At 62.3% G+C, this 21,552-nt stretch carries 23 protein-coding genes, 1 tRNA gene and 2 pseudogenes; 20 read left to right on the forward strand and 6 right to left on the reverse strand.

Features of this window, described 5'->3' with window-relative positions; translation table 11 throughout:
• The first annotated feature begins 127 nt into the window (after positions 1–127).
• The 6 genes from DYI42_RS02310 (at position 128) to DYI42_RS02335 (ending at position 6,337) form a co-directional block, all read left to right on the forward strand.
• Positions 128–1,363, forward strand: coding sequence for a LysR family transcriptional regulator (locus DYI42_RS02310; protein ID WP_213544297.1), 1,236 nt, complete (start codon positions 128–130; stop codon positions 1,361–1,363).
• A 117-nt stretch (positions 1,364–1,480) separates the two neighbouring features.
• The gene (locus tag DYI42_RS02315) at positions 1,481–2,371 is read left to right on the forward strand and encodes an NAD(P)-dependent oxidoreductase (RefSeq protein ID WP_244867433.1); all 891 of its coding nucleotides are present in this window, start codon (positions 1,481–1,483) and stop codon (positions 2,369–2,371) included.
• 10 nt (positions 2,372–2,381) lie between these two features.
• Entirely contained in the window at positions 2,382–2,777 is a 396-nt protein-coding gene (ligA, locus tag DYI42_RS02320; protein ID WP_213544299.1) for a protocatechuate 4,5-dioxygenase subunit alpha, read from the forward strand.
• The gene (locus DYI42_RS02325) at positions 2,777–3,628 is read left to right on the forward strand and encodes a class III extradiol dioxygenase subunit beta (RefSeq protein WP_213544300.1); all 852 of its coding nucleotides are present in this window, start codon (positions 2,777–2,779) and stop codon (positions 3,626–3,628) included. Before ligA ends, DYI42_RS02325 begins: the two co-directional genes overlap by 1 nt.
• A 20-nt stretch (positions 3,629–3,648) precedes the next feature.
• Positions 3,649–4,596 (forward strand): Gfo/Idh/MocA family oxidoreductase, encoded by a 948-nt coding sequence (locus DYI42_RS02330; RefSeq protein WP_213544301.1) that lies wholly within the window; start codon positions 3,649–3,651, stop codon positions 4,594–4,596.
• A 304-nt stretch (positions 4,597–4,900) separates the two neighbouring features.
• Positions 4,901–6,337, forward strand: coding sequence for a mannose-1-phosphate guanylyltransferase/mannose-6-phosphate isomerase (locus DYI42_RS02335; protein WP_213544302.1), 1,437 nt, complete (start codon positions 4,901–4,903; stop codon positions 6,335–6,337).
• A gap of 304 nt (positions 6,338–6,641) precedes the next feature.
• Here DYI42_RS02335 and DYI42_RS02340 read toward each other — a convergent pair.
• A tRNA-Tyr gene (locus DYI42_RS02340) sits at positions 6,642–6,725 on the reverse strand.
• A 75-nt stretch (positions 6,726–6,800) separates the two neighbouring features.
• Here DYI42_RS02340 and rlmB point away from each other — a divergent pair.
• From rlmB to mlaD, 5 genes and pseudogenes are all read left to right on the forward strand, one after another.
• The gene (gene rlmB / locus DYI42_RS02345; protein ID WP_213544303.1) at positions 6,801–7,625 is read left to right on the forward strand and encodes a 23S rRNA (guanosine(2251)-2'-O)-methyltransferase RlmB; all 825 of its coding nucleotides are present in this window, start codon (positions 6,801–6,803) and stop codon (positions 7,623–7,625) included.
• Positions 7,626–7,701: 76 nt separating this feature from the next.
• A complete protein-coding gene (locus DYI42_RS02350; protein ID WP_213544304.1) occupies positions 7,702–8,145 on the forward strand; it encodes a YHS domain-containing (seleno)protein in 444 nt (147 codons plus the stop codon).
• A gap of 227 nt (positions 8,146–8,372) precedes the next feature.
• The gene (locus DYI42_RS02355; protein WP_213544305.1) at positions 8,373–8,840 is read left to right on the forward strand and encodes a CoA-binding protein; all 468 of its coding nucleotides are present in this window, start codon (positions 8,373–8,375) and stop codon (positions 8,838–8,840) included.
• A gap of 52 nt (positions 8,841–8,892) precedes the next feature.
• Entirely contained in the window at positions 8,893–9,276 is a 384-nt protein-coding gene (locus DYI42_RS02360) for an NADH:ubiquinone oxidoreductase subunit NDUFA12 (RefSeq protein ID WP_213544306.1), read from the forward strand.
• Between the two features lie 26 nt (positions 9,277–9,302).
• Positions 9,303–9,677 (forward strand): annotated as a pseudogene (gene mlaD / locus DYI42_RS02365) (outer membrane lipid asymmetry maintenance protein MlaD); the annotation flags it as partial.
• On the opposite strand, the pseudogene DYI42_RS24720 reads toward mlaD, so the two are convergent.
• Positions 9,636–9,782 (reverse strand): annotated as a pseudogene (locus tag DYI42_RS24720) (hypothetical protein); the annotation flags it as partial. The pseudogenes mlaD and DYI42_RS24720 sit on opposite strands and share 42 nt — an antisense overlap.
• On the opposite strand from DYI42_RS24720, the gene DYI42_RS02370 reads away from it, so the two are divergent.
• Positions 9,749–10,108, forward strand: a complete 360-nt coding sequence (locus tag DYI42_RS02370; protein WP_213544308.1) for a DUF2155 domain-containing protein — start codon at positions 9,749–9,751, stop codon at positions 10,106–10,108. The pseudogene DYI42_RS24720 and the gene DYI42_RS02370 sit on opposite strands and share 34 nt — an antisense overlap.
• On the opposite strand, the gene aat is transcribed toward DYI42_RS02370, so the two are convergent.
• Genes aat through accB form a run of 3 tightly spaced genes read right to left on the reverse strand, consistent with a single transcriptional unit; the run spans position 10,072 to position 12,570 of the window.
• Positions 10,072–10,710, reverse strand: coding sequence for a leucyl/phenylalanyl-tRNA--protein transferase (gene aat, locus DYI42_RS02375; protein WP_342344593.1), 639 nt, complete (start codon positions 10,708–10,710; stop codon positions 10,072–10,074). The two genes, DYI42_RS02370 and aat, sit on opposite strands and share 37 nt — an antisense overlap.
• Positions 10,711–10,720: 10 nt before the next feature.
• Positions 10,721–12,070 carry an acetyl-CoA carboxylase biotin carboxylase subunit gene (gene accC, locus DYI42_RS02380; RefSeq protein WP_213544310.1) on the reverse strand — a complete coding sequence of 450 codons (1,350 nt, stop codon included), beginning with the start codon at positions 12,068–12,070 and terminating at the stop codon, positions 10,721–10,723.
• 5 nt (positions 12,071–12,075) lie between these two features.
• Entirely contained in the window at positions 12,076–12,570 is a 495-nt protein-coding gene (accB, locus tag DYI42_RS02385) for an acetyl-CoA carboxylase biotin carboxyl carrier protein (RefSeq protein ID WP_213544311.1), read from the reverse strand.
• 194 nt (positions 12,571–12,764) lie between these two features.
• Here accB and DYI42_RS02390 point away from each other — a divergent pair, with 194 nt between their 5' ends.
• From DYI42_RS02390 to DYI42_RS02400, 3 genes are all read left to right on the forward strand, one after another.
• Positions 12,765–14,102, forward strand: a complete 1,338-nt coding sequence (locus DYI42_RS02390; protein ID WP_213544312.1) for an NAD(P)-dependent oxidoreductase — start codon at positions 12,765–12,767, stop codon at positions 14,100–14,102.
• A gap of 3 nt (positions 14,103–14,105) precedes the next feature.
• The gene (preA, locus tag DYI42_RS02395; RefSeq protein ID WP_213544313.1) at positions 14,106–15,410 is read left to right on the forward strand and encodes an NAD-dependent dihydropyrimidine dehydrogenase subunit PreA; all 1,305 of its coding nucleotides are present in this window, start codon (positions 14,106–14,108) and stop codon (positions 15,408–15,410) included.
• A gap of 158 nt (positions 15,411–15,568) precedes the next feature.
• A complete protein-coding gene (locus DYI42_RS02400) occupies positions 15,569–16,120 on the forward strand; it encodes a hypothetical protein (protein WP_213544314.1) in 552 nt (183 codons plus the stop codon).
• Here DYI42_RS02400 and DYI42_RS02405 read toward each other — a convergent pair whose 3' ends face one another.
• Positions 16,121–16,750 carry a TetR family transcriptional regulator C-terminal domain-containing protein gene (locus DYI42_RS02405; protein WP_213544315.1) on the reverse strand — a complete coding sequence of 210 codons (630 nt, stop codon included), beginning with the start codon at positions 16,748–16,750 and terminating at the stop codon, positions 16,121–16,123.
• A 232-nt stretch (positions 16,751–16,982) separates the two neighbouring features.
• On the opposite strand from DYI42_RS02405, the gene DYI42_RS02410 reads away from it, so the two are divergent.
• From DYI42_RS02410 to DYI42_RS02430, 5 genes are read left to right on the forward strand one after another with little or no spacing between them, the layout of a single operon-like run.
• Positions 16,983–18,233, forward strand: a complete 1,251-nt coding sequence (locus DYI42_RS02410; protein WP_213544316.1) for a Zn-dependent hydrolase — start codon at positions 16,983–16,985, stop codon at positions 18,231–18,233.
• Entirely contained in the window at positions 18,230–18,487 is a 258-nt protein-coding gene (locus tag DYI42_RS02415; RefSeq protein WP_213544317.1) for a hypothetical protein, read from the forward strand. The genes DYI42_RS02410 and DYI42_RS02415 overlap by 4 nt, the downstream gene beginning before the upstream one ends.
• A gap of 9 nt (positions 18,488–18,496) precedes the next feature.
• Positions 18,497–19,243, forward strand: coding sequence for an endo alpha-1,4 polygalactosaminidase (locus tag DYI42_RS02420; protein ID WP_213544318.1), 747 nt, complete (start codon positions 18,497–18,499; stop codon positions 19,241–19,243).
• Positions 19,244–19,259: 16 nt separating this feature from the next.
• Positions 19,260–20,714 carry a dihydropyrimidinase gene (hydA, locus tag DYI42_RS02425; protein WP_213544319.1) on the forward strand — a complete coding sequence of 485 codons (1,455 nt, stop codon included), beginning with the start codon at positions 19,260–19,262 and terminating at the stop codon, positions 20,712–20,714.
• Positions 20,715–20,752: 38 nt separating this feature from the next.
• A complete protein-coding gene (locus DYI42_RS02430) occupies positions 20,753–21,535 on the forward strand; it encodes an ABC transporter ATP-binding protein (RefSeq protein WP_440870615.1) in 783 nt (260 codons plus the stop codon).
• Positions 21,536–21,552 lie beyond the last annotated feature (17 nt).

Consider the following 21,552-nt stretch of genomic DNA (forward strand, 5'->3'; position numbering starts at 1 on the left):
GATTGCCACGCCTTGCGACGGGTTTAACCCGTGCGCGGACGCGGGCGGAAATTCCAACCTTGGCGGCGTTGATTGATTTTTGCTATAGAGAAGCCAAAGCTCGCATCCTTTGAGTGTCTGCACACCCATGGAGTTTCCGAACATCCGTCACCTTCAGGCCGTGGTTGAAACTGCGCGGCTGAAGCGCGTAGCTCTGGCTGCCGACGTGGTGAATCTCAGCCAGCCAGCCGTGACGCATGCTATTGCAAAGATAGAGAAAAACCTTGATGTAAAGCTGTTTGACCGGCGCCCGGACGGGATGTATTGCACCGGTGCGGGAGAGCTCTTTCGCGCGCGGGCCGAGCGCATGATCGACCTGCTCCGGGACGGCGCCGCAGAGGCAGTGCGGCGAGCGACCCGCGATGAGAAATCCGCCGAGTCGGGTGCGGCCCGCAAGGGCTTTCACGGCGCACTCACCCCGGTTCATCTCCGCACGCTTCTGGCCATGGCCAGTGCCGGAAACTACTCGCAGGCCGCGAGAGCGCTGGGCGTGTCGCAGCCCTCCGTTCACCGGGCCGCGAAAGATCTGCAGCGGCTCGCGGGCATTCGCCTGTTCGAGTCCAACCGTCGCGGCGTCAGCCTGACCTTGCCGGGCGAGGTGCTGGCCCGCCAGGTCCGGCTCGCCGCCGCCGAGCTGCGTCAGGCGGTATTCGAGATCGCCGAGGCTCAGGGGCAGGAGGCGACCACCATCGTGGTTGGCGCCATGCCGCTGGCGCGGTCGTCGATCCTGCCGCAGGTGTTCGATGACGTCATCACCGCCTCGCCGGGCGCTCCGCAGATCCGCACTGTCGAAGGCCCCTACTTCGATCTGCTCCGCGCCCTCCGATTTGGCGAGGTCGACTTCATGATCGGCGCCCTGCGTTTTCCTGCGCCCGCAGATGACGTGGAGCAAGAGCCGCTCTTCGACGATCCGCTTTCAGTCGTTGCGGGGCAGGGTCATCCGCTTGCGGGCCGCCAGAACCTCACGCTCTCGGATGCGCTGGAATACCCGTGGATCGCACCGCCGAAGGCAACTCCGGCTGGCTCCTACCTCTTCGATACGTTGAAGATCGACAGTCTCCCGGGAACGCCGGTGAAGATCGTCTCATCTTCCCTCGTCCTCGTGCGCGGCCTCATGATGCGCGGCCCCTACCTCACCATCATGTCGCGCCGTCAAATTGATCTCGAGGAAGACCTTGGTGTGCTCACGACTCTTCCGATCCCGCTTGAAGGCAACGAGCGGACGATCGGCCTGACCTTCCGCAAGACATGGCATCCGACCCCTGCCCAGGGCCGGATTCTGGAGCGCTTGCGCGAGGTTTGCGGCGCTCTATCCAATAATTGAATGGCTCGACCCGCCTTTCGATTTTTGGAGTCCGGTGAAAATTGATAGAGATCTCTACGACAGGAGGAACGGGCGCAAATGTCTGATACAGAACGCGTTTCAAACAATATGCCGATCATGTGCCTGGGCTTCGGCGAGGCGGGTCAAGCCTTTGCGGCTGGCTGGAAGCGCGCCGGCGTGCCTGTCGATATCTCCGCTTTTGATATCAAAACAAATTCACGTTCCCATGCGGATGAGCAACGCGCAGCCTATGCGCGTCATGGCGTTACTGGCCTTGAGAGACCTGGCGCAGCGGCTGTGGTGTTTTCGTTGGTCACCGCAGATCAGGCCGAAGTGGCCGCGCTGGATGCAACCGTCGCCCTTGCGCCCGGCACCCTCTTTTTCGACTGCAACTCATGCTCGCCCGGAGCAAAACGCAGAAGCGCCGAGGCGTTGGAAGCCAAGGGCATCCGCTATGTGGATGTAGCGGTCATGGCGCCGGTTTACCCCGGGCTTCACCGCACGCCTCTTCTGCTCTCCGGCCCGCACGCCGAAGCTGCGCTGGAGTGGCTGCACGCGCTTGATATGTCGGCTCAAATCGCAGGTTCGGATGTTGGGGTTGCGAGCGCCACCAAGATGGTTCGCTCGATCATGATCAAGGGGATCGAGGCGCTGACGCTCGAGTGCTGTCTCGCTGCCCGCCGTGTGGGCGTGGATGAGGCGGTGCTCGCGTCGCTCGACGCATCCATGCCGGGCTGGAACTGGCCCGAGCGGGCGGCTTACAACATGGAGCGCGTCGCCACCCACGGTTTGCGCCGGGCGGCGGAGATGCGCGAAGTGGCGCAGACCGTGGCCGAGCTCGGATTGCCCCCCGACATGTCTCGCGCCATCGTGGAGTGGCAACAGCGCGTGGGCGAGGCGGAGCTGGATCTCGGCTCAGGTCCTGAGAATTACGCCGGTCGCGCCGACAGGATCAGCGAAGCCATGGCTGGCACACCCCGTGCCGCCAAAACACGTGCCGCCGAATAGGGAGGACGCCATGAGAGACGAGAAAGACTACGACGACATTCCAGGGACGTTCGTCTTCGATGCCGACCGCTCGCGGGAAGGCTATCATCTCAACCAGTTCTGCATCTCACTGAGAACGCAGAAGGCGCGGGATGCGATGAAGGCCGACCCGGAAGACTACATGAGCCGCTTCCCTATGACGGAAGACCAGAAGCAGGCCATCCGCGACCGCGCCTGGAACCGGCTGCTCGAGCTGGGCGGCAACATTTACTACACCAGCAAGCTCGCGGCCTTTGACGGGATCACCTTTCAGGATCTGGCCGCGATGATGACGGGCGTCAGCCGCGATGAATACCGCGACATGATGCTCCATGGCGGCAGGCCCATCGAGGGCAACCGCAGCAAATCGGAATGGGAGAAGAAATAATGGCGCGGATAACCGCAGGCGTGGGATGCAGCCACGTGCCCGCCATCGGTGTGGCAATGGACACCGGTATCACCGAGCAGCCCTATTGGAAGCCACTTTTTGACGGGTTCACCAAGAGCCGGGAGTGGATGAAGGAAAACAAGCCGGACGTGATCTTTCTTGTCTACAACGATCACTGCACGGCCTTTGATGCCTCCTGCATTCCGACCTTCGCGCTTGGCTGCGCGGCGGAGTTTACCCCCGCCGACGAGGGCTGGGGCCCGCGCCCGGTGCCGGTGGTCAAGGGGCACCAGAAACTTGCCAGCCACATTGCCCAGAGCGTCATCCTTGACGAGTTCGATCTGACAATCATGAACGAGATGGAGGTGGATCACGGGCTGACGGTGCCGATGTCTGTCATGTTCGGTGAGCATGGGGTCGATGACGAATGGCCCTGCCTCGTGGTGCCGCTGGCGGTGAACGTGGTGCAATATCCGGCGCCCACCGGGCGGCGCTGCTACAACCTCGGCAAGGCGATCCGCCGCGCCATCGACAGCTACCCCGAGGATCTCAATGTGATGATCTTCGGCACCGGCGGCATGAGCCACCAGCTTCAGGCCGAACGGGCCGGATTGATCAACCCTGAGTGGGACAAACGCTTTCTGGATTACATGGCAACCGACCCCGAAGCGGCGGCCAACATCACCCATCTCGAATACCTGCGTGAGACGGGCTCCGAGGGGATCGAGATGGTGATGTGGCTGGTGATGCGCGGGGCGCTCGACGAGAAGGTGACAGAGGTGCATCGGCACTATCACGTGCCTGCGTCGAACACCGCCGTGGGCCATATCATCTTGGAAAATCACGCTTAATTTCAGCGGAAGGAAAAACAATGCGCGTATGTGTAGCGGGGGCCTACGGGGCCTTCGGGATCAAACATCTGGACGCTCTGGCAGCGGTTGACGATGTAGAGGTTACATCCGTCATGGGGCCAACCAAGGCCAAGATCGAGGCGCTTGCGGCGGAGCGGGGCATCCCCCATGCCGCCGACACTCTCGAAGAGTGCATCGCCCGCGATGACGTAGATGCGGTGATCCTGGCCACGCCGACGCAGGTGCATGTCGAGCAGGGCATTGCCTGCATGGAAGCTGGCAAGCACGTGCTCATCGAAATCCCGATGGCCGACTCCATCGAGGGTGCGCAGGCGCTTGTGGAAAAGCAGAAGGAAACGGGTGTCGTGGCCATGGCCGGGCAGGTCCGCCGCTTCAACCCGAGCCACCAGTGGATCCACAACAAGATCGAGGCGGGTGAGCTCAAGATCCAACAGATGGATGTTCAAACCTATTTCTTCCGCCGCTCCAACATGAACGCCAAGGGCGAGCCAAGGAGTTGGACGGATCACCTGCTCTGGCACCACGCCTGCCACACGGTGGACCTGTTCCAGTACCAGACCGGCGAGGCTTGCTCGGAGGCCTTCGGCCTGCAGGGCCCGCACCACCCCGAGCTGGGCATCGCGATGGACATGTCCATCGGCATGAAGGTGCCTTCCGGAGCCATCTGCACTCTCTCGCTGTCGTTCAATAACGACGGACCGCTCGGCACCTTCTTCCGCTACATCTGCGACAACGGCACTTACATTGCTCGCTACGATGACCTCTACGACGGCAATGAAAAGCAGATCGACCTCAGCGATGTGGCGGTGTCGAACAACGGTATCGAGCTGATCGACCGCGAGTTCTTTGCCGCCATCCGCGAGGGGCGTGAGCCCAATGGATCGGTCGCGCAGACGCTTTCGGCGATGGAGACGCTCGACAAGATCGAACGCTCGTTTCAGAGCTGACGTAAGCCACTGGCAGCCTAGATCGGGGCGGGGCGCCTTTGACGCTCTGCCCCAATTGCTTCTGAAAAGTCAGTAGGTTGCGGGGTTCGCCGGGCTGAAGTTGGGCGGCGACGGCACCTCCGGCCGGGCGCATGTGACCTCAATCCCTTCCGATCAACGGCAGACAAGCTTCCACCGTCTTGCACATGTGAGCGCCGGAACCGGGGCCAGTTCGGAAATTGCCCAAACCGGGTGGAGGCCGCTGTCATGGGAGCGCCGCGACCGCTATGCATGACGCACAGAAACCACCCGTCGGAGGCCTGAAGTGAAAATCATCCCGGTCATCCTCTGCGGAGGATCTGGCACCCGGCTGTGGCCGTTGTCGCGGAAGTCCTATCCCAAGCAGTTCTCGGCGATTCTCGAGGGTGAAACCCTGTTCCAGCGGTCTGCGCGGCGGTTGAACGGCCCGGAGTTTGCGCCGCCGGTCGTGCTCACCGGTTCCGACTTCCGGTTTATTGTGACGGAGCAACTTCTGGAAGCGGGTATCGAGCCGGGGGCGATTCTGATTGAGCCAGAGCCACGCAATACGGCACCCGCCGTTCTGGCGGCAGCCCTGCACGCGATGGACGAAGACCCTGAAGCCGTCTTGCTTGTTGCGCCCTCCGATCACCTCATCCCCGACACCAAAGCCTTTGTGGAGACCATCCGTGCAGGTATCACTGCGCTGGATGACGGGCGGATGGTCACGCTGGGCATAAAGCCCACGCTTGCCGAAACCGCCTACGGATACCTGGAACTGAGCGCCGTGCCCGGGTCGGAAGCAGCGCCCATAGCCCTCAAGCAGTTCGTCGAGAAGCCCGATGTGGGCCGGGCCGAAGAGATGTTGAGGCAGGGAAACTTCCTCTGGAACGCGGGCATCTTCCTGTTCCGGGCAGCGGACATGGTCGCTGCGGTCGAGGCCCATGCCCCCGCGCTCATGGCCCCGGTGCGCACTGCCGTCGATCAGGCCGTGCCAGACCTTGGCTTCCTTCGTCTCGCACCCGGTCCTTGGGCCGCTGTCGAGGATATTTCGATCGACTACGCCGTGATGGAAAAGGCGCAGAATCTTTCCGTGGTCCCCTTTTCCGGCGCGTGGTCGGACCTGGGCGGGTGGGATGCGATCTGGCGGGAGACCGATCCGGACGCCCGCGGCGTGGTTGCGCGTGGCGGTGCGACGGCAATTGATTGCGCCAACACGCTGTTGCGCTCGGACAGCGAACAGCTCGAGTTGGTGGGGATCGGCTTGAAGAATGTCATGGCTATCGCCATGAACGACGCGGTCCTCGTGGCCGACAGCTCCCGTGCGCAAGACGTGAAGCTCGCCGTCGCCGCTCTCAAGCAAAAACAGGCCCCGCAGGCCACGACCTTTCCCAAGGACCACCGGCCATGGGGCTGGTTCGAAAGCCTCGCGGTCGGTGAGCGTTTTCAGGTCAAACGCATCCACGTTCACCCGGGCGCCACCTTGTCTTTGCAGAGCCACTTTCATCGCTCCGAGCATTGGATCGTTGTAGAGGGCACCGCGAAAGTGACGATTGATGGCGAGGTGCGCCTCGTGACGGAGAACGAGTCCATCTACGTGCCGCTGGGCTGCAGATACCGGATGGAGAACCCCGGAAAGGTGTCGATGGTGCTGATCGAGGTTCAGACCGGCTCTTACGTCGGCGAGGATGACATTGTCCGCTACGAGGATGTCTACGCCCGGGGGCAGGGTGCCAAGGGCTGACCGGGGTCCGCATGCCGGGAGCTTAAGCAAAAACCACTTTGGAGGGCGTGTTCATGGAGTCGGCTTCCGGTGCCGGTCGCCCGGTGGCAAGCCCCTCGAGTTTGTTCGCTCCGCGCTGGGCCTCCAACGCGACCTTGGCTTCCTGGATTTAAACAGCATGGGCGTCTCGTATCCCATCATGGATTTGGGATGCACCTCGTGCGCCCGTTCAGATTCTTGGGCCCATTTCCGCGCAGGGTGTACCCCACCACCTTCGGCCCACAGCCGACTGCTGCCGCTGTAGTCTCTCACCTAAGGGGGGGAATGGTGGGCGACCCTGGAATCGAACCAGGCATGGGTCTCCCCGGCGGAGTTACAGTCCGCTGCCGCACCTTGCAGCTCGTCGCCCGACGCCGGAGCGGAATACAAAGCCCATCCCGGCCCGTCAAGGCGAAAAACCTTGCGATTTTCTCGCTGCATCCTCATGCAGGAGCGCGACAGCAGGAGGCAAATCAAAGTGGCGAAAAAACCGGCCTGGGTGGTGGATAAGGAACGCGCAAAGCGGGCGAGTGCGGCCGAGACGCTTTGGCTCTTCGGGCTGCATGCGGTGCGCGATGCTCTGGCCAATCCGCAGCGCGTGAAGCTGCGGCTCGTTCTGACGCGCAATGCTGCGGACCGGCTGGGCGAGGCCTGCTGGACCGAGGCCGGAATCGAGCCGGAAATCGCCGATCCGCGCAAGTTTCCGGTGCCGCTGGATCCCGGGTCGGTCCACCAGGGGGCCGCGCTTGAAGTGAAGCCGCTGGAGTGGGGCAGCGTGGAGAGCCGTTGCGTGGCCGGGCCTGGCCGTCCGCTCGCCGTGCTGCTGGACCGGGTGACCGACCCGCACAACGTGGGGGCCATCCTTCGCTCCGCCGAGGTGTTTGGTGCCCGTGCGGTCGTCGCACCCGCCCGCCATTCCGCACCCGAAACCGGCGCCCTGGCAAAAACAGCCTCGGGCGCGCTGGAGCGTCAGCCTTACCTGCGCGTCCGCAACCTCGCCGACGCCATGGCGGAGTTGCAGGCTGCGGGTTTCATCCTCTTCGGATTGGCCGGAGAGGCGGAAGCGGCGCTTGAGCCAGCGCTGGATGCGCTGCCCGAGGGCACGGCTATCGGCTTGGTGCTTGGTGCGGAAGGGCCGGGGCTGCGCGAGCGCACGCGGGACACTTGCGATCACCTCGTAAAAATACCGTTCGCAGGCGAGTTTGGCTCGCTCAATGTCTCCAATGCGGCAGCTGTCTCTCTCTACGCGGCGGCGCGAAAGTTTTCATAAGTTCACCTTTGCGCGAAGGGGCTGGCCAAAAGGCCGGGTGCCGCTCCATCCTCTGAGCATCATCGAGGAGGATCCCATGCTGACCCGTCGCCTGCTGCTCGCCACGGCCCTTGCGGCCTTCGCCCTGCCTGCCGCGGCGGGCGAGCCCCCCATCTTTGCCACATCCTCGCTGGCCATTCAGGGCTATGACCCTGTGGCTTATTTTTCCGAAGGCAGGCCGGTGGAGGGCAAGGCGGCGCACCAGTTGATGTGGATGGGTGCCACGTGGCGGTTTGCAAGCGCGCAGAACCGCGACGCCTTTGAGCGCAACCCTCAGCGGTATGCGCCGCAGTACGGGGGCTATTGCGCCTATGCCGCTTCTCAGGGCTACGTTGCGCCCACCGATCCATCGGCCTTCACGATCCATGATGGGAAGCTTTATCTCAACTTCTCCAAGAGCGTGCGCAACATCTGGGAGAAGGACGTAAAGGGCCACGTCACGGCCGCTGACGCAAACTGGCCTAAGCCGTTGAAAAAATAGTTTTGACGCTGTTTGTCGAGCGGGCAGACTGGCCCGGGCGTTCTCACGGTCGTTAACCTCACGTTCACAGGTATATTACATCCTCTTGGAAAGAGCTTTCTCGTGACTACCTCGATAACCATGAGCGTTGGTTCGGAACACCAGCGTTTCACTTCACTGTCCCTCGTTCCGCGACTGGCGCTCGGGCCCTTTGGTCCGGGCGCTTTTTTATCTGGCAGGCCGCGCCGATGAGATACCCCGATTCCCTCCTGCGCCGCATTCTGACCGAAACCAAGGTGATTGCCTGCGTCGGTGTTTCAATGAACCAGGTGCGCCCGAGCTACTACGTGGCCCGTTACCTCTCGCTCAAGGGGTTCCGCGTGATACCGGTAAATCCCGGCCATGCGGGCAAGATGCTGTTCGGTGAAACCATCATGCCCGACCTCTCCTCCATAGACGCAAAAGTGGACATGGTTGATATCTTCCGCCGCTCCGAGGCCGTGCCCCCCATCGTGGAGGAAGCGCTTGGGGCCTTTCCCGAGCTCAAGACCGTCTGGATGCAGATCGGCGTAGAGAACGCCGAGGCTGCCGCCATGGCCGAAGATCGTGGCGTGACCGTGATCCAGAACCTTTGCCCGAAGATGGAATATCAGCGGCTCTTCGGCGAGCTGCGGATGGGTGGCTTCAACACAGGTGTGATTTCTTCGAAACTCTAGACCTTTCCGCCGCGCTGAGGCATATCAGGCGAGACCAAGAGGAGCCGAGCCGATGGGCATCATGAACACTCTCCTGCGGGCCGTCACATGGTGGAACGGCTCTACCCTGGGCACACAGCTCTTTACCATGCGCAAGGGCACCAAGGTGGGCGAGGACGACGCGGGCAACATCTTTTACCGCAACGCCGATGACAGCAAGCGTTGGGTCATCTTCAATGGTGAGGTCGAAGCGTCGCGGATCAGCCCCGACTGGCACGGCTGGCTGCACAAGACCTTCAAGGAACCGCCGACGGACCGCCCGCTGCCCCACAAGGCATGGGAAAAGCCTCATCTGGAAAACATGACGGGGACACCTTTGGCCTATGCGCCGGCCGGTTCGATCCGTCGTGCGCAACCAGCGGAGCGCCAGGACTACGAGGCCTGGAGCCCGGAATAGGGCAGACCTGAGGGCCTGGAGGCAGCATGTCTGAGAATACGACCGAAGCTATCGTGGGCGCCTGCGTGCTGGCTGCGGCCGGGGGATTCCTGTGGTATGCCTCGGGGCTGACGGATGCGGGCGGCAGCTCCGGTGCCAGCTACCCGCTTCAGGCAAGCTTTCGCTCTGCCGAGGGCATTTCAGTGGGCACGGATGTGCGCCTTGCAGGCGTCAAGATCGGATCGGTGCGGGGGCTTGATCTGAACGCAGAAACTTTCCGCGCAGAGGCGACGTTCGCTATTTCCGAGGGCATCGTGCTGCCGGAAGACAGCTCTGCCGCGATTTCTTCGGAGGGGCTGTTGGGTGGGAACTTCATCGAGATCATTCCGGGCGGCTCGCCGTTCAACCTCGAAGCCGGTGGCGAGATCCTCGACACGCAGGGCGCCATCAGCCTGATCGGGCTGCTGTCCAAGTTCGTCTCCGGATCCGACGAATGAAGGCGGCGTTGCAAACTCTTGCGATCGCATTGCTTTTCGCGGGCGCCGCCTCGGCCCAGGCGGTGCTGGAAGGCAATGGTGCGGTTTTGCGCGGGCTCGACAAGCTGTCCAGCGTGACTTCCGACCTCGAGGTTTCCATCGGCGAGACCACGCGCTACGGGCATCTCCAGATCACCCTGTCGGATTGTCGCTACCCTGAGGGCACCCCGGCGCGGGCCACGGCTTATCTCGTGATCGAGGACGACGGGGCCGAGGCGCCGCTTTTTGCCGGTTGGATGCTGGCTTCGGCGCCTGCGCTGAACGCGATGGACCACCAGCGCTATGACATCTGGGTATTGCGCTGCACCACCGAATGACCGCTGGGAACTTCGGTTATGCTCCTGAAATCGCAGTCAAGTTTCCGCGCGCGGGCGAGCCGTTTGCGGTAATCCTCGCGCGGTATCTCGATGGCCCCGAGGCTGGCCAGATGAGACGTGATAAACTGTGTGTCAAAGAGCTGGAAACCACAGCGGTTGAGGTGATCGACCAGATAGGCCAGGGCCACCTTCGAGGCGTCGCGCCTGCGAGAGAACATGCTCTCACCGCAAAAGCATCCGCCGAGCGCCACGCCGTAGACCCCGCCCACCAGTGTATCGCCCTCCCATACCTCCAGTGAATGGGCGTGGCCCTCGCGGTGCAGTTGCCGATAGAGCCGGTGGATCTCGGCATTGATCCAGGTGCTCTCCCGATTCGCACAAGCAACCATGACACCGCCAAAATCGGTGTTGGTTGAAATAGTGAAAGCCTCGCGCCGGATGAGCCGGGCAAGGGAGCGCGAAATGTGGAAGTTGTCCAAGGGGATGATGCCCCTCAGTTTAGGTTCCACCCAGTAGATATCTTCCGCGTCTGCATCGTCGGCCATGGGAAAGAGGCCCATCCGGTAAGCCCGGAGTAGCAGGTCGGTCGTGAGCGGCTCCACCCGCCAGGCCTCAGCCCTGAAGGTTGGTTTCGAGCCAGCCTTCCAGCCAGTGAATGTCATAGGCGCCGCTCAGCACGTCATCTTCTTCTAGCAGCGCGCGGAAGAGCGGAACCGTGGTGTCAACGCCATCCACGATCAACTCACCCAGCGCCCGGTTGAGCCGTGCCAGCGCCTCGGGCCGGTCCCGTCCATGGACGATGAGTTTGCCAATCAGGCTGTCGTAATAAGGCGGGATGGAGTATCCGTCGTAAAGCGCGGAATCCATGCGCACGCCTAGCCCGCCGGGCGCATGAAACTGCGTGATCCGCCCGGGGCAGGGGGAGAAGTTGGGCAGCTTCTCGGCGTTGATCCGCACCTCGATGGCATGGCCGTTGATCTTGAGATCATCCTGGCCGAACGAGAGCGGCATGCCTGCCGCAACGCGGATCTGTTCGCGCACGAGATCCTGTCCGAAGACAAGCTCGGTCACCGGATGCTCCACCTGAAGTCGAGTGTTCATCTCGATGAAGTAGAACTCGCCGTCTTCATACAGGAACTCGATGGTGCCCGCGCCGGCGTAGTTGATCGAGGCCACGGCCTCGGCGCAGGTCTTGCCGATCTGGGCGCGCAACTCGGGAGTGATAGCGGGGCCCGGGGCCTCCTCAAACACTTTCTGATGCCGCCGCTGCAAAGAGCAGTCCCGCTCGCCGAGGTGGACCGCATTGCCCTTGCCGTCGCCGAAAACCTGCACCTCGATGTGCCGGGGCTTGCCGAGATACTTCTCGATATAGACCTCGTCATTCCCGAAAGCGCTCTTGCCCTCGGACCGGGCCGTACGGAAAGCTGTTTCGAGATCCTTGGCGGTTTTCGCCAGCTTCATCCCCCGCCCGCCGCCGCCTGCAGTGGCCTTGATGATGACGGGGTAGCCAATTTCCTCGGCCACTTTTTGCGCTGTCTCGTAATCGGGCACGCCGCCGTCGGAGCCGGGAACGCAGGGCACGCCAAGCTTTTTCATCGTGTCCTTGGCGGTGATCTTGTCACCCATGATCCGGATGTGCTCGGCGGTGGGGCCGATGAAAGTCAGGCCGTGGTCCTCGACGATCTGCACGAAACTGGCGTTTTCGGACAGGAAGCCGTAGCCCGGGTGGATCGCGTTGGCACCGGAAATCTCGCAGGCCGAGATGATCGCCGGGAAGCTCAGGTAACTTTGGGCCGAGGAGGGCGGGCCGATGCATATGGCCTCGTCGGCCATGCGCACATGCATTGCGTCGCTGTCGGCGGTGGAATGTACGGCAACAGAAGGGATACCCATCTCGCGGCAGGCACGGACGACCCGCAGTGCGATTTCGCCCCGATTGGCAATGAGGATCTTGTCGAACATGCGCCTTACTCGACGATCATCAGCGGGGCGCCGAACTCCACCGGCGCGCCGTCTTCGACAAGAATGCGCTTCACCGTGCCACCACGTGGCGCGGGGATCTGGTTCATCGTCTTCATCGCTTCGACGATCAGAAGGGTCTGGCCTTCTTCCACCTTGTCTCCGACCTTTACGAACGCAGGGGAGCCGGGCTCGGGCTGGAGGTAGGCGGTGCCGACCATCGGCGAGGTCACGGCACCGGGCGCTTGGGCCGGGTCATCGGTTTCACTCGCGTTGCTTGCTGGCGCGCTTGCGGCCGGTGCTGCGGGGGCGCTGGTCGGTGCGGGCGCAGCGGCGGGGGCCGTGTGCACCACCTGCTGTTCCATCTTGCGGCTGACCCGCACATTCAGGCTGTCATCCTGGCCGTAGTCGCGTTTTACCTGAAGTTCGGTCAGGTCATTCGTCCGGAGCAGTTCAGCAAGCGCCTGGATAAAGGCGACGTCTGCATCGTGGGTCTTACTCATGCCGTCCTCTTTCTGCCTGCCACGGTTCATGCCGGGCACAAATTATGGGCAGGCTTATACGCTCCTTGCCACGTAAGTGAAAGCGCAAGCGCTTTGAACCCCCGATTTGCGATCCGTCAGAAATTTACCGTTTGATAAAAAAATCTTGCTGTGCCAGCCTTTCGGTACACGATCATTGCAGCAGGGAAGCCACGATGACCGACACGCGTTACGCAAGCGGGGTGAAACCCGGGCGTCTTTCGGGCGAGGATATCGCCGCCAACTTCACCGACATGCACCCGCCGCTCGGCGATCACGAGGCTGCCGTTGCTGCCGATCGTTGCTACTTCTGCCATGATGCGCCCTGCGTAACGGCCTGCCCCACGGCAATTGATATTCCTTTGTTCATTCGCCAGATCCAGGGCGGAAAGCCCGGCGATGCAGGGCGCACGATCTTTGACCAGAACATTCTTGGCGGCATGTGCGCGCGGGTTTGCCCCACCGAGACGCTGTGCGAAGAAGCCTGCGTGCGCAATACGGCGGAAGAAGACCCGGTGGAGATCGGGCGGCTTCAGCGCTATGCGACAGATACGGTGATGGCGGGCAACACCCACCCCTACACCCGTGCCGCTCCCACCGGAAAGCGTGTAGCTGTTGTCGGCGCCGGTCCTGCCGGGCTGGCCTGCGCGCATCGGCTGGCGATGCATGGCCATGAGGTTACGCTTTATGACGCCCGCAAGAAGCCGGGCGGGCTGAACGAATACGGCATTGCCGCTTACAAGACGGTGGATGACTTTGCCGCGCGTGAGGTAGATTGGCTGCTGGGTATCGGCGGCATCAAGCTGGAAACCGGCGTGAAGCTGGGCGAGGCATTCACCATCCGCGAGCTTCAGGAGGATTTCGACGCCGTGTTCATTGGTGTCGGCCTTGGCGGGGTGAACCGCCCCGGCCTGCCGGGGGAGACGCTCGACAACACCGAGGACGCGGTGGACTTCATCGCGCGTCTGCGCCAGGCCAATGACAAGGCCGCGCTGCCTGTCGGCAAGAAAGTTGTGGTTGTCGGCGGCGGGATGACTGCGGTGGATGCAGCAGTGCAGGCCAAGATGCTGGGTGCCGAGAGTGTTTCGATGGTTTATCGGCGGGGCCGCGACGCGATGGGTGCGAGCCTCTTCGAGCAAGATCACGCCGCGAAGAACGGGGTGAGCATTGTCACCAATGCCGCGCCAGTCGGGATCGCCGGCCAGGTTGTGACGGAGGAGATCACCTTTGTGCGCACCGAGACCGGGCCGGATGGCAAGCTGACCACCACCGGGGAGGAGTTCAGCCGGGAGGCTGACCAAGTGCTTCTGGCCATCGGTCAGAAGCTGGATATCGCCTCACCCCGGATCGAGATCGAGAATGGCAAGATCAAGGTCAGTGGGCCGGGCCGCACCAATCTGGAGCGTGTCTGGGCAGGTGGCGACTGCACTCCCGGGGAAGACCTGACGGTGGTAGCCGTGGCCGAGGGCCGAGACGCCGCCGAGGACATGCACACGATGCTGACGGAGGGCTGAGACATGGCTGACCTGACGACCGATTTTCTGGGTATCAAGAGCCCCAACCCCTTCTGGCTGGCCTCCGCGCCGCCGACCGACAAGGAATACAACGTCCGCCGTGCCTTCGAAGCCGGCTGGGGCGGCGTAGTCTGGAAGACGCTGGGCGAGGAAGGCCCGCCGGTGGTGAACGTCAACGGCCCGCGCTACGGCGCGATCTACGGGGCCGACAGGCGTTTGCTGGGCCTCAACAACATCGAGCTGATCACCGACCGCGACCTTTACACCAACCTCGAAGAGATCAAACGGGTGAAGGCCGATTATCCGGACAGGGCGGTGATTGTCTCCATCATGGTGCCCTGCGAGGAGGAGAGCTGGAAGGCGATCCTGCCGCTGGTGGAAGAGACTGGCGCCGACGGGATCGAGCTGAACTTCGGCTGCCCGCATGGGATGAGCGAGCGCGGAATGGGCTCGGCGGTGGGGCAGGTGCCCGAGTACATTCAGATGGTCGCCGAGTGGTGCAAGAAGTACTATTCCAAGCCGGTGATCGTGAAGCTGACGCCCAACATCACCGACATCCGCAAACCCGCCACGGCGGCCAAGCTGGGCGGGGCGGACGCGGTTTCTCTCATCAACACCATCAACTCCATCACCTCGGTCGACCTCGACCTGATGGCACCCCAGCCCACGATTGACGGCAAGGGATCGCACGGCGGCTATTGCGGCCCGGCGGTGAAGCCGATTGCCCTGTCGATGGTCAGCGAGATCGCCCGCAACCCGGAAACCCACGGCCTGCCGATCAGCGGTATCGGCGGAGTGACGACGTGGCGCGATGCGGCGGAGTTCATGGCCCTTGGCTGCGGCAATGTGCAGGTGTGCACCGCCGCGATGACCTATGGTTTCCGCGTGGTGCAGGAGATGATCTCGGGGCTCTCGAGCTGGATGGATGAAAAGGGCTACACCTCCACCGCCGACTTCATCGGCATGGCGGTGCCCAGCGTCACCGATTGGCAGCACCTCAACCTCAACTACGTCACCAAGGCGCGGATCAGCCAGGACGATTGCATCAAGTGCGGCCGCTGCTATGCCGCGTGCGAAGACACTTCGCACCAGGCGATCAGCATGAGCGAAGATCGCACTTTCGAGGTGATCGATGAAGAATGCGTGGCCTGCAACCTTTGCGTCAACGTTTGCCCCGTCGAAGGTTGCATCACGATGGAGCAATTGCCGAAAGGCGCGACCGACCCGCGTACGGGGCAAAAGGTGGGCGACTATGCCAACTGGACGACCCACCCCAACAACCCCGGCGCAGTAAAGGCGGCGGAGTAGGGCTTGCCGCATCTCGGGTATTGATCAACGCGGGACGCCTCATTACCTAGATGTCGTGAATCTGCGCCATGCATTTCAAGGCGCGGGAGCCAGCTGACCGGGCAATTGCCTCGCGCGCCCGACCATTTTTGTAGAACAGATCATTGGAGAGCCAACTCATGAGTGCAGACAACTCTATCACCAACGTTCTCGTCACCGTCACATCCGAAGGCGTGAGCCGTGCACTGGGCGGCGGCGTCAGGGGCGGGGTCGCAGGCCTCGTCGTGCAGCCCGCGGTTTGGATCGCAACGGGCACCGGCCCGGATGCGGGCGACACTGTCATCTACGGCGCCGGTGTGGCAGGCGTGGTGGCAGGAGCGATCATGGCCGTCCCGGCGATTGTCACCGGGGTCGTCAAGGCTGCGGTTGACGACCATACCGCCACCCTTGTCGAAGAAGTCCGTCAGAAAGAGCCTGCGGAGTTCCGCGCCTCCATCCTGGGCACCGACGATTATAGCTACTGGGCTTCGAACAACCATATCACGGCAATGACCATCGCCGCCGCCGGTGGTGTGGCCTGGAAAGACAAGAACGGGGTTTATTGCTTCGTACGCGATGCCAAAGGCCGGCTGGTGTGCGATTATCGCCCAAAGTCCTACGAGGCGCTCTACTTCCCGATGCTGCCGCTGACGAAGGTGGGCAATGGCTTCAAGTGGAGCTACAGCGGCTGATCACCCGCCGGGCTCGAGCATCTTGCGAAACATCGTTTCGATGTGGCGGGAGGCCTCCGGAAAGGGGTCTCCCGCTTCTATTTCGGGAAGCACGGTGCGCACCTGCACGTCAAAATCGGCATAGTGCTGAGTCAGCGCCCAGATCGAAAAGATCAGGTGGTAGGGATGCAGCGGAGCAAGTCGGCCATCGGCGCTCCACCCCGCGATGACGGCGGCCTTTTCATCCACCAACGGCTTGAGATGCGCTTTCAGAACCCCCTCGAGATTGGGTGCGCCCTGTAGCACCTCGTTGGCGAAGAGCCGGCTTTCACGCGGCATCTCGCGGCTCATCTCCAGCTTGCGACCCGCGTAAGACAGGATCTCTTCAACCGGGTCGCCTTCAGGGTCGAGGGCGCGGAGGGGGGCAAGCCAGGTGTCCAGCAGCCCGGCGAGCAGGGTTTGGTGCATCGCCTCCTTCGAGGGAAAGTAGTAGAGCAGGTTGGGCTTAGAGAGGCCCGCAGCCTTGGCGATCTGGTCCACCGTGGCGCCACGAAAGCCGTTGGCCGAGAACACATCGAGCGCGGCGTCGAGTATGGCGGAGGTGTTTTTCTGCTGGATGCGCGTGCGCGGCCTGGTGCCTTTGGCTGCCAAAATCCTATCCTCTCCACCGCGCGTTTCCCGAGCGCTCAAAATGCAGCCGCTTCCTGCGGCCCGTGCTTAAAATTCCATGGCGCCAAGGCAGCCATCCGGCGCATTTTCTTGACCCGTGTTGTTAGAGTGGTAGCGTCTTCCTGACCATTTGGTCAAACAACAAGGTGCGAGTGCCGGGCGAGCGAGGCTCGGCACGGCTGCGCCGACCGACAGGAAGACCCGAGGAGAGCCCATGGCCGCCCCAGGAGAAAATCTCAGGATCAATGGAGACAGGCTGTGGGACAGCCTCATGGAAATGGCCAAAATCGGCCCCGGCGTGGCGGGGGGAAACAACCGCCAGACGCTGACCGATGAAGACGCCGAGGGCCGCACGCTATTTCAGAGCTGGTGCGAAGCTGCGGGGATGACCATGGGTGTAGACGAGATCGGCAACATGTTTGCCCGCCGCGAGGGCACCGACCCGGAGGCGCTGCCGGTTTACGTGGGCTCTCACCTCGATACCCAGCCCACGGGCGGCAAGTATGATGGCGTGCTGGGCGTGCTCGGCGGGCTGGAAATCGTCCGCTCGCTCAACGACATGGATATCAAGACGAAGCACCCCATCGTGGTGGTGAACTGGACCAACGAGGAGGGCACCCGTTTCGCCCCGGCCATGCTGGCCTCTGGCGTGTTCGCCGGCAAGCACACTCTGGAGTGGGCCAATGACCGGGTGGATGCCAAGGGCAAGCGCTTTGGCGACGAGCTGGAGCGGATCGGCTGGAAGGGCGAGGAGAAGGTGGGCGACCGCAAGATGCACGCCCTTTTCGAGTTGCACATCGAGCAGGGCCCGATCCTGGAGGCCGAGGGGAGGGATATTGGAGTTGTCACTCACGGGCAGGGGCTGCGCTGGATCGAGTGCACGGTGACGGGAAAGGAGAGCCACACCGGATCGACGCCGATGCACATGCGCAAGAACGCGGGGCGCGGGCTGGCGCTGGTGACCGAGCTTGTGCATGGAATCGCGATGAAAAATCAGCCCAATGCGGTTGGTGCGATCGGCCATATCGACATCTACCCGAACTCACGCAACATCATCCCCGGTAAGGCGGTGTTCACCGTCGATATGCGCACACACCTGCTCGACAAGCTGAATGCGATGGTGGACGAGCTGATGGAGAAGGCGCCCAAGCTCTGCGCCGATATCGGCGTGGAGTTTTCCGCCGAGATCGTCGGTCAGTTCGACCCGCCCGCCTTCGACGAAGGCTGCGTTAAGGCGGTGCGCGATGCCGCCGAGCGGCTGGGTTACAGCCATATGGATATCGTATCGGGCGCGGGCCACGATGCCTGCTGGATCAATGACCTCTACCCCACGGCGATGGTAATGTGCCCCTGCGTGGACGGCCTCAGCCACAACGAAGCCGAGGAGATCAGCAAGGAATGGGCCACCGCCGGGGCGGATGTGCTGTTTCACGCGGTGGTCGAGACCGCGGGGATCACTGAATGAAGAAGGCGCTGATTTTGGTGGCGTTTATCGCGGCCTGCCAAACTACAACAGGGAACTTGCCAGCGGGCTACGTGGTGGCAGATCAGCCCATTCCCGAAGCAGTGATGGCCGCTGTGCCCGCCGATGTGCGGCTTGATCAGATCGTGGTGCGGGATGCGTGCTATTACATCTTCTACGAAGGCGCGATCTATCCGGTGACGACACAGGAGATGCGCGACGCGGGCTTTGACGGGCAGCCCTATTGCATCGGCTAGGAGGAGACAATGGCACTTACGACGGCACTCACGGCGCTCGGCATCTTCATCATCGGGGGCGGCGAGCAGGCCTATTGGGATTGGCAGCTCACCCACCCTTACAACCTTGATATTGATGTCAAAGTCCTGGCGCTGGACAAGGACGACCATGATCGCGACACGATCATGGGGCTGCGGGCGCGCGGGGTGAAACCGGTGTGTTATGTCTCCATCGGATCGTGGGAGGAATACCGCGACGACAAGGACGCGTTTCCGCAAGAGGCGCTGGGCGAGCCGCTGGGGGATTGGCCTGATGAGCGCTATGTCGACATTCGCAACGCCAAGGTGGGTGAAATCATGCGCGCGCGGATCTCGGATTGCGCGGCGCGGGGCTTCATGGCTGTCGAGATGGACAACATGGATGTGTATGACAACGCCTCGGGCTTTGAGCTGACACGCGATGATGCGCTGAGCTACATCCGCGCGTTGGCGATGTTCGCCAAGGAGCAGGGGCTTGAAGTTGCACAGAAAAACGCCCCGGAACTGGTGCCGGATCTCGTGGGGCAAATGGACTTCATGATGGTCGAGGAATGCTATGCCTACGACTTCTGTGACGAACTGAAGCCCTATCTGGACGCGGGCAAAGACGTGCTGGCGGTGGAATACGATGACGCGGGGCTGGATTGGGACGCGGTCTGCGAAGACAGCAAGGCACGCGGCATCAGGCTGCTGCTGAAGAGCCATGAAATTACGGCAGGCGGGAAGTCCTGCAACTAAAACGGGGAGTTAGACCATGAGCACAGTCATCAAGGGCGGCACGGTGGTGACCGCGGACCTGAGCTATGAGGCCGATGTTCTGGTCGAGGGCGGGCAGATCGTGGAGATCGGCAAAGACCTCAAGGGCGACGAGGTGCTGGATGCCACGGGCTGCTACGTGATGCCCGGCGGGATTGATCCGCACACCCATCTGGAGATGCCCTTCATGGGCACCTATTCCAGCGACGACTTCGAGAGCGGCACCCGCGCAGCGCTGGCGGGGGGCACCACGATGGTGGTGGATTTCGCCCTGCCGAACCCCGGCGAGAGCCTGCTGGACGCGCTGAAGCGGTGGGACAACAAGAGCACCCGCGCGAACTGCGATTACTCTTTCCACATGGCGGTGACATGGTGGGGGGAGCAGGTGTTCAACGAGATGGAGACGGTTGTAAAGGACCGTGGAATCAACACCTTCAAGCATTTCATGGCCTACAAGGGCGCGCTGATGGTGAACGATGACGAGATGTATTCGTCGTTCCAGCGGCTGGCCGAACTGGGGGCCACGGCGATGGTCCATGCCGAGAACGGCGATGTGGTGGCCGAACTGACAGCCAAGCTGCTGGCCGAGGGCAACACCGGGCCCGAGGCGCATGCCTATTCGCGGCCCTCCCAGGTGGAGGGCGAGGCAACCAACCGAGCCATCATGATCGCCGATATGGCAGGTGTGCCACTGTACGTGGTGCACACCTCTTGCGAGGAGGCACATGAGGCGATCCGGCGGGCCAAGCAGAATGGCAAGCGCGTATGGGGCGAGCCGCTTATCCAGCATCTGACGCTGGATGAGAGCGAATACTTCAACGCCGACTGGGACCATGCGGCGCGGCGGGTGATGTCTCCGCCGTTTCGCAACAAGAAGCACCAGGACAGCCTCTGGGCGGGGCTTCAGGCTGGTACGCTTTCGGTCGTGGCGACTGACCATTGCGCCTTCACCACCGAACAGAAGCGCTACGGGGTGGGCGACTTCTCGAAGATCCCGAATGGCACCGGGGGCCTTGAAGACCGGATGCCGATGCTTTGGACCCACGGCGTGGAAACCGGGCGGCTTACCCCCAACGAATTTGTCGCCGTCACTTCAACGAACATTGCCAAGATATTGAATTGCTACCCGAAAAAAGGTGCAATTCTCGTTGGGGCGGATGCCGACATCGTGGTGTGGGACCCGACAAAAGAAAAGACGATCACTGCCGGAAGCCAGCAATCGGCGATTGATTACAACGTGTTCGAGGGTCAGCACGTGAAGGGGCTGCCCCGGTTTACCCTGACGCGTGGCCATGTGGCGGTGCATGACGGCGAGATGCGCACCAAAGAAGGCCACGGCGCCTTTGTAGCACGCGAGCCCAACGCAACGGTTAACAAGGCGCTCTCGACCTGGAAGGAGCTCACCGCCCCCCGCCCTGTGGAGCGCAGCGGCATCCCGGCGACAGGGGTGTGACGACGGCGCAAACGGCTGCAATAACAGAAGGAATACCGGTGGACCAAAGCGTGATAAGCGCCCGCGATCTCGATCTGACGTTTCAGACGAAGGACGGCCCGGTGCATGCCCTCAAGGGGGTATCGCTCGATATCGAAAAGGGGGATTTCGTCAGCTTCATCGGCCCGTCGGGCTGCGGGAAGACGACCTTCCTGCGCTGTATCGCGGCCCTCGAGCAACCCACCGGCGGCAGCCTTACAGTGAACGGGCTGACCCCGGAGGAGGCCCGCAGATCAAGGGCTTACGGCTATGTCTTTCAGGCGGCGGGGCTTTATCCGTGGCGCACGATTGCGGGCAACATCAAGCTGCCGCTGGAGATCATGGGGTTTTCGCGCGAGGAGCGTGAGGCGCGGGTGAACAAAGTGCTGCAACTGGTTGATCTTGAAGGCTTTGGGGGCAAGTACCCCTGGCAGCTTTCGGGGGGGATGCAGCAGCGTGCCTCGATTGCGCGGGCGCTGGCCTTCGATGCCGATATTCTGCTTATGGATGAACCCTTTGGGGCGCTCGACGAGATCGTGCGCGACCATTTGAACGAGCAATTGCTGGCGCTGTGGAAGCGGACGCAGAAGACAATCGGCTTCGTTACCCATTCGATACCCGAAGCGGTCTATCTCTCAACCAAGATCGTGGTGATGAGCCCGCGCCCGGGCCGGATCAGCGACGTGATCGAAAGCCCGCTTCCGCCGGAAAGACCCTTGGAAATCAGAGACTCGAAGGAGTTTATTGAAGTGGCCCACAGGGTGCGCGAAGGGCTGAGAGCGGGGCATTCCGACGATGATTAACCAATCAGAAGACATGG

It is taken from the genome of Vannielia litorea (genome assembly GCF_018424695.1).
GTDB classification, from domain to species: domain Bacteria; phylum Pseudomonadota; class Alphaproteobacteria; order Rhodobacterales; family Rhodobacteraceae; genus Vannielia; species Vannielia litorea_A.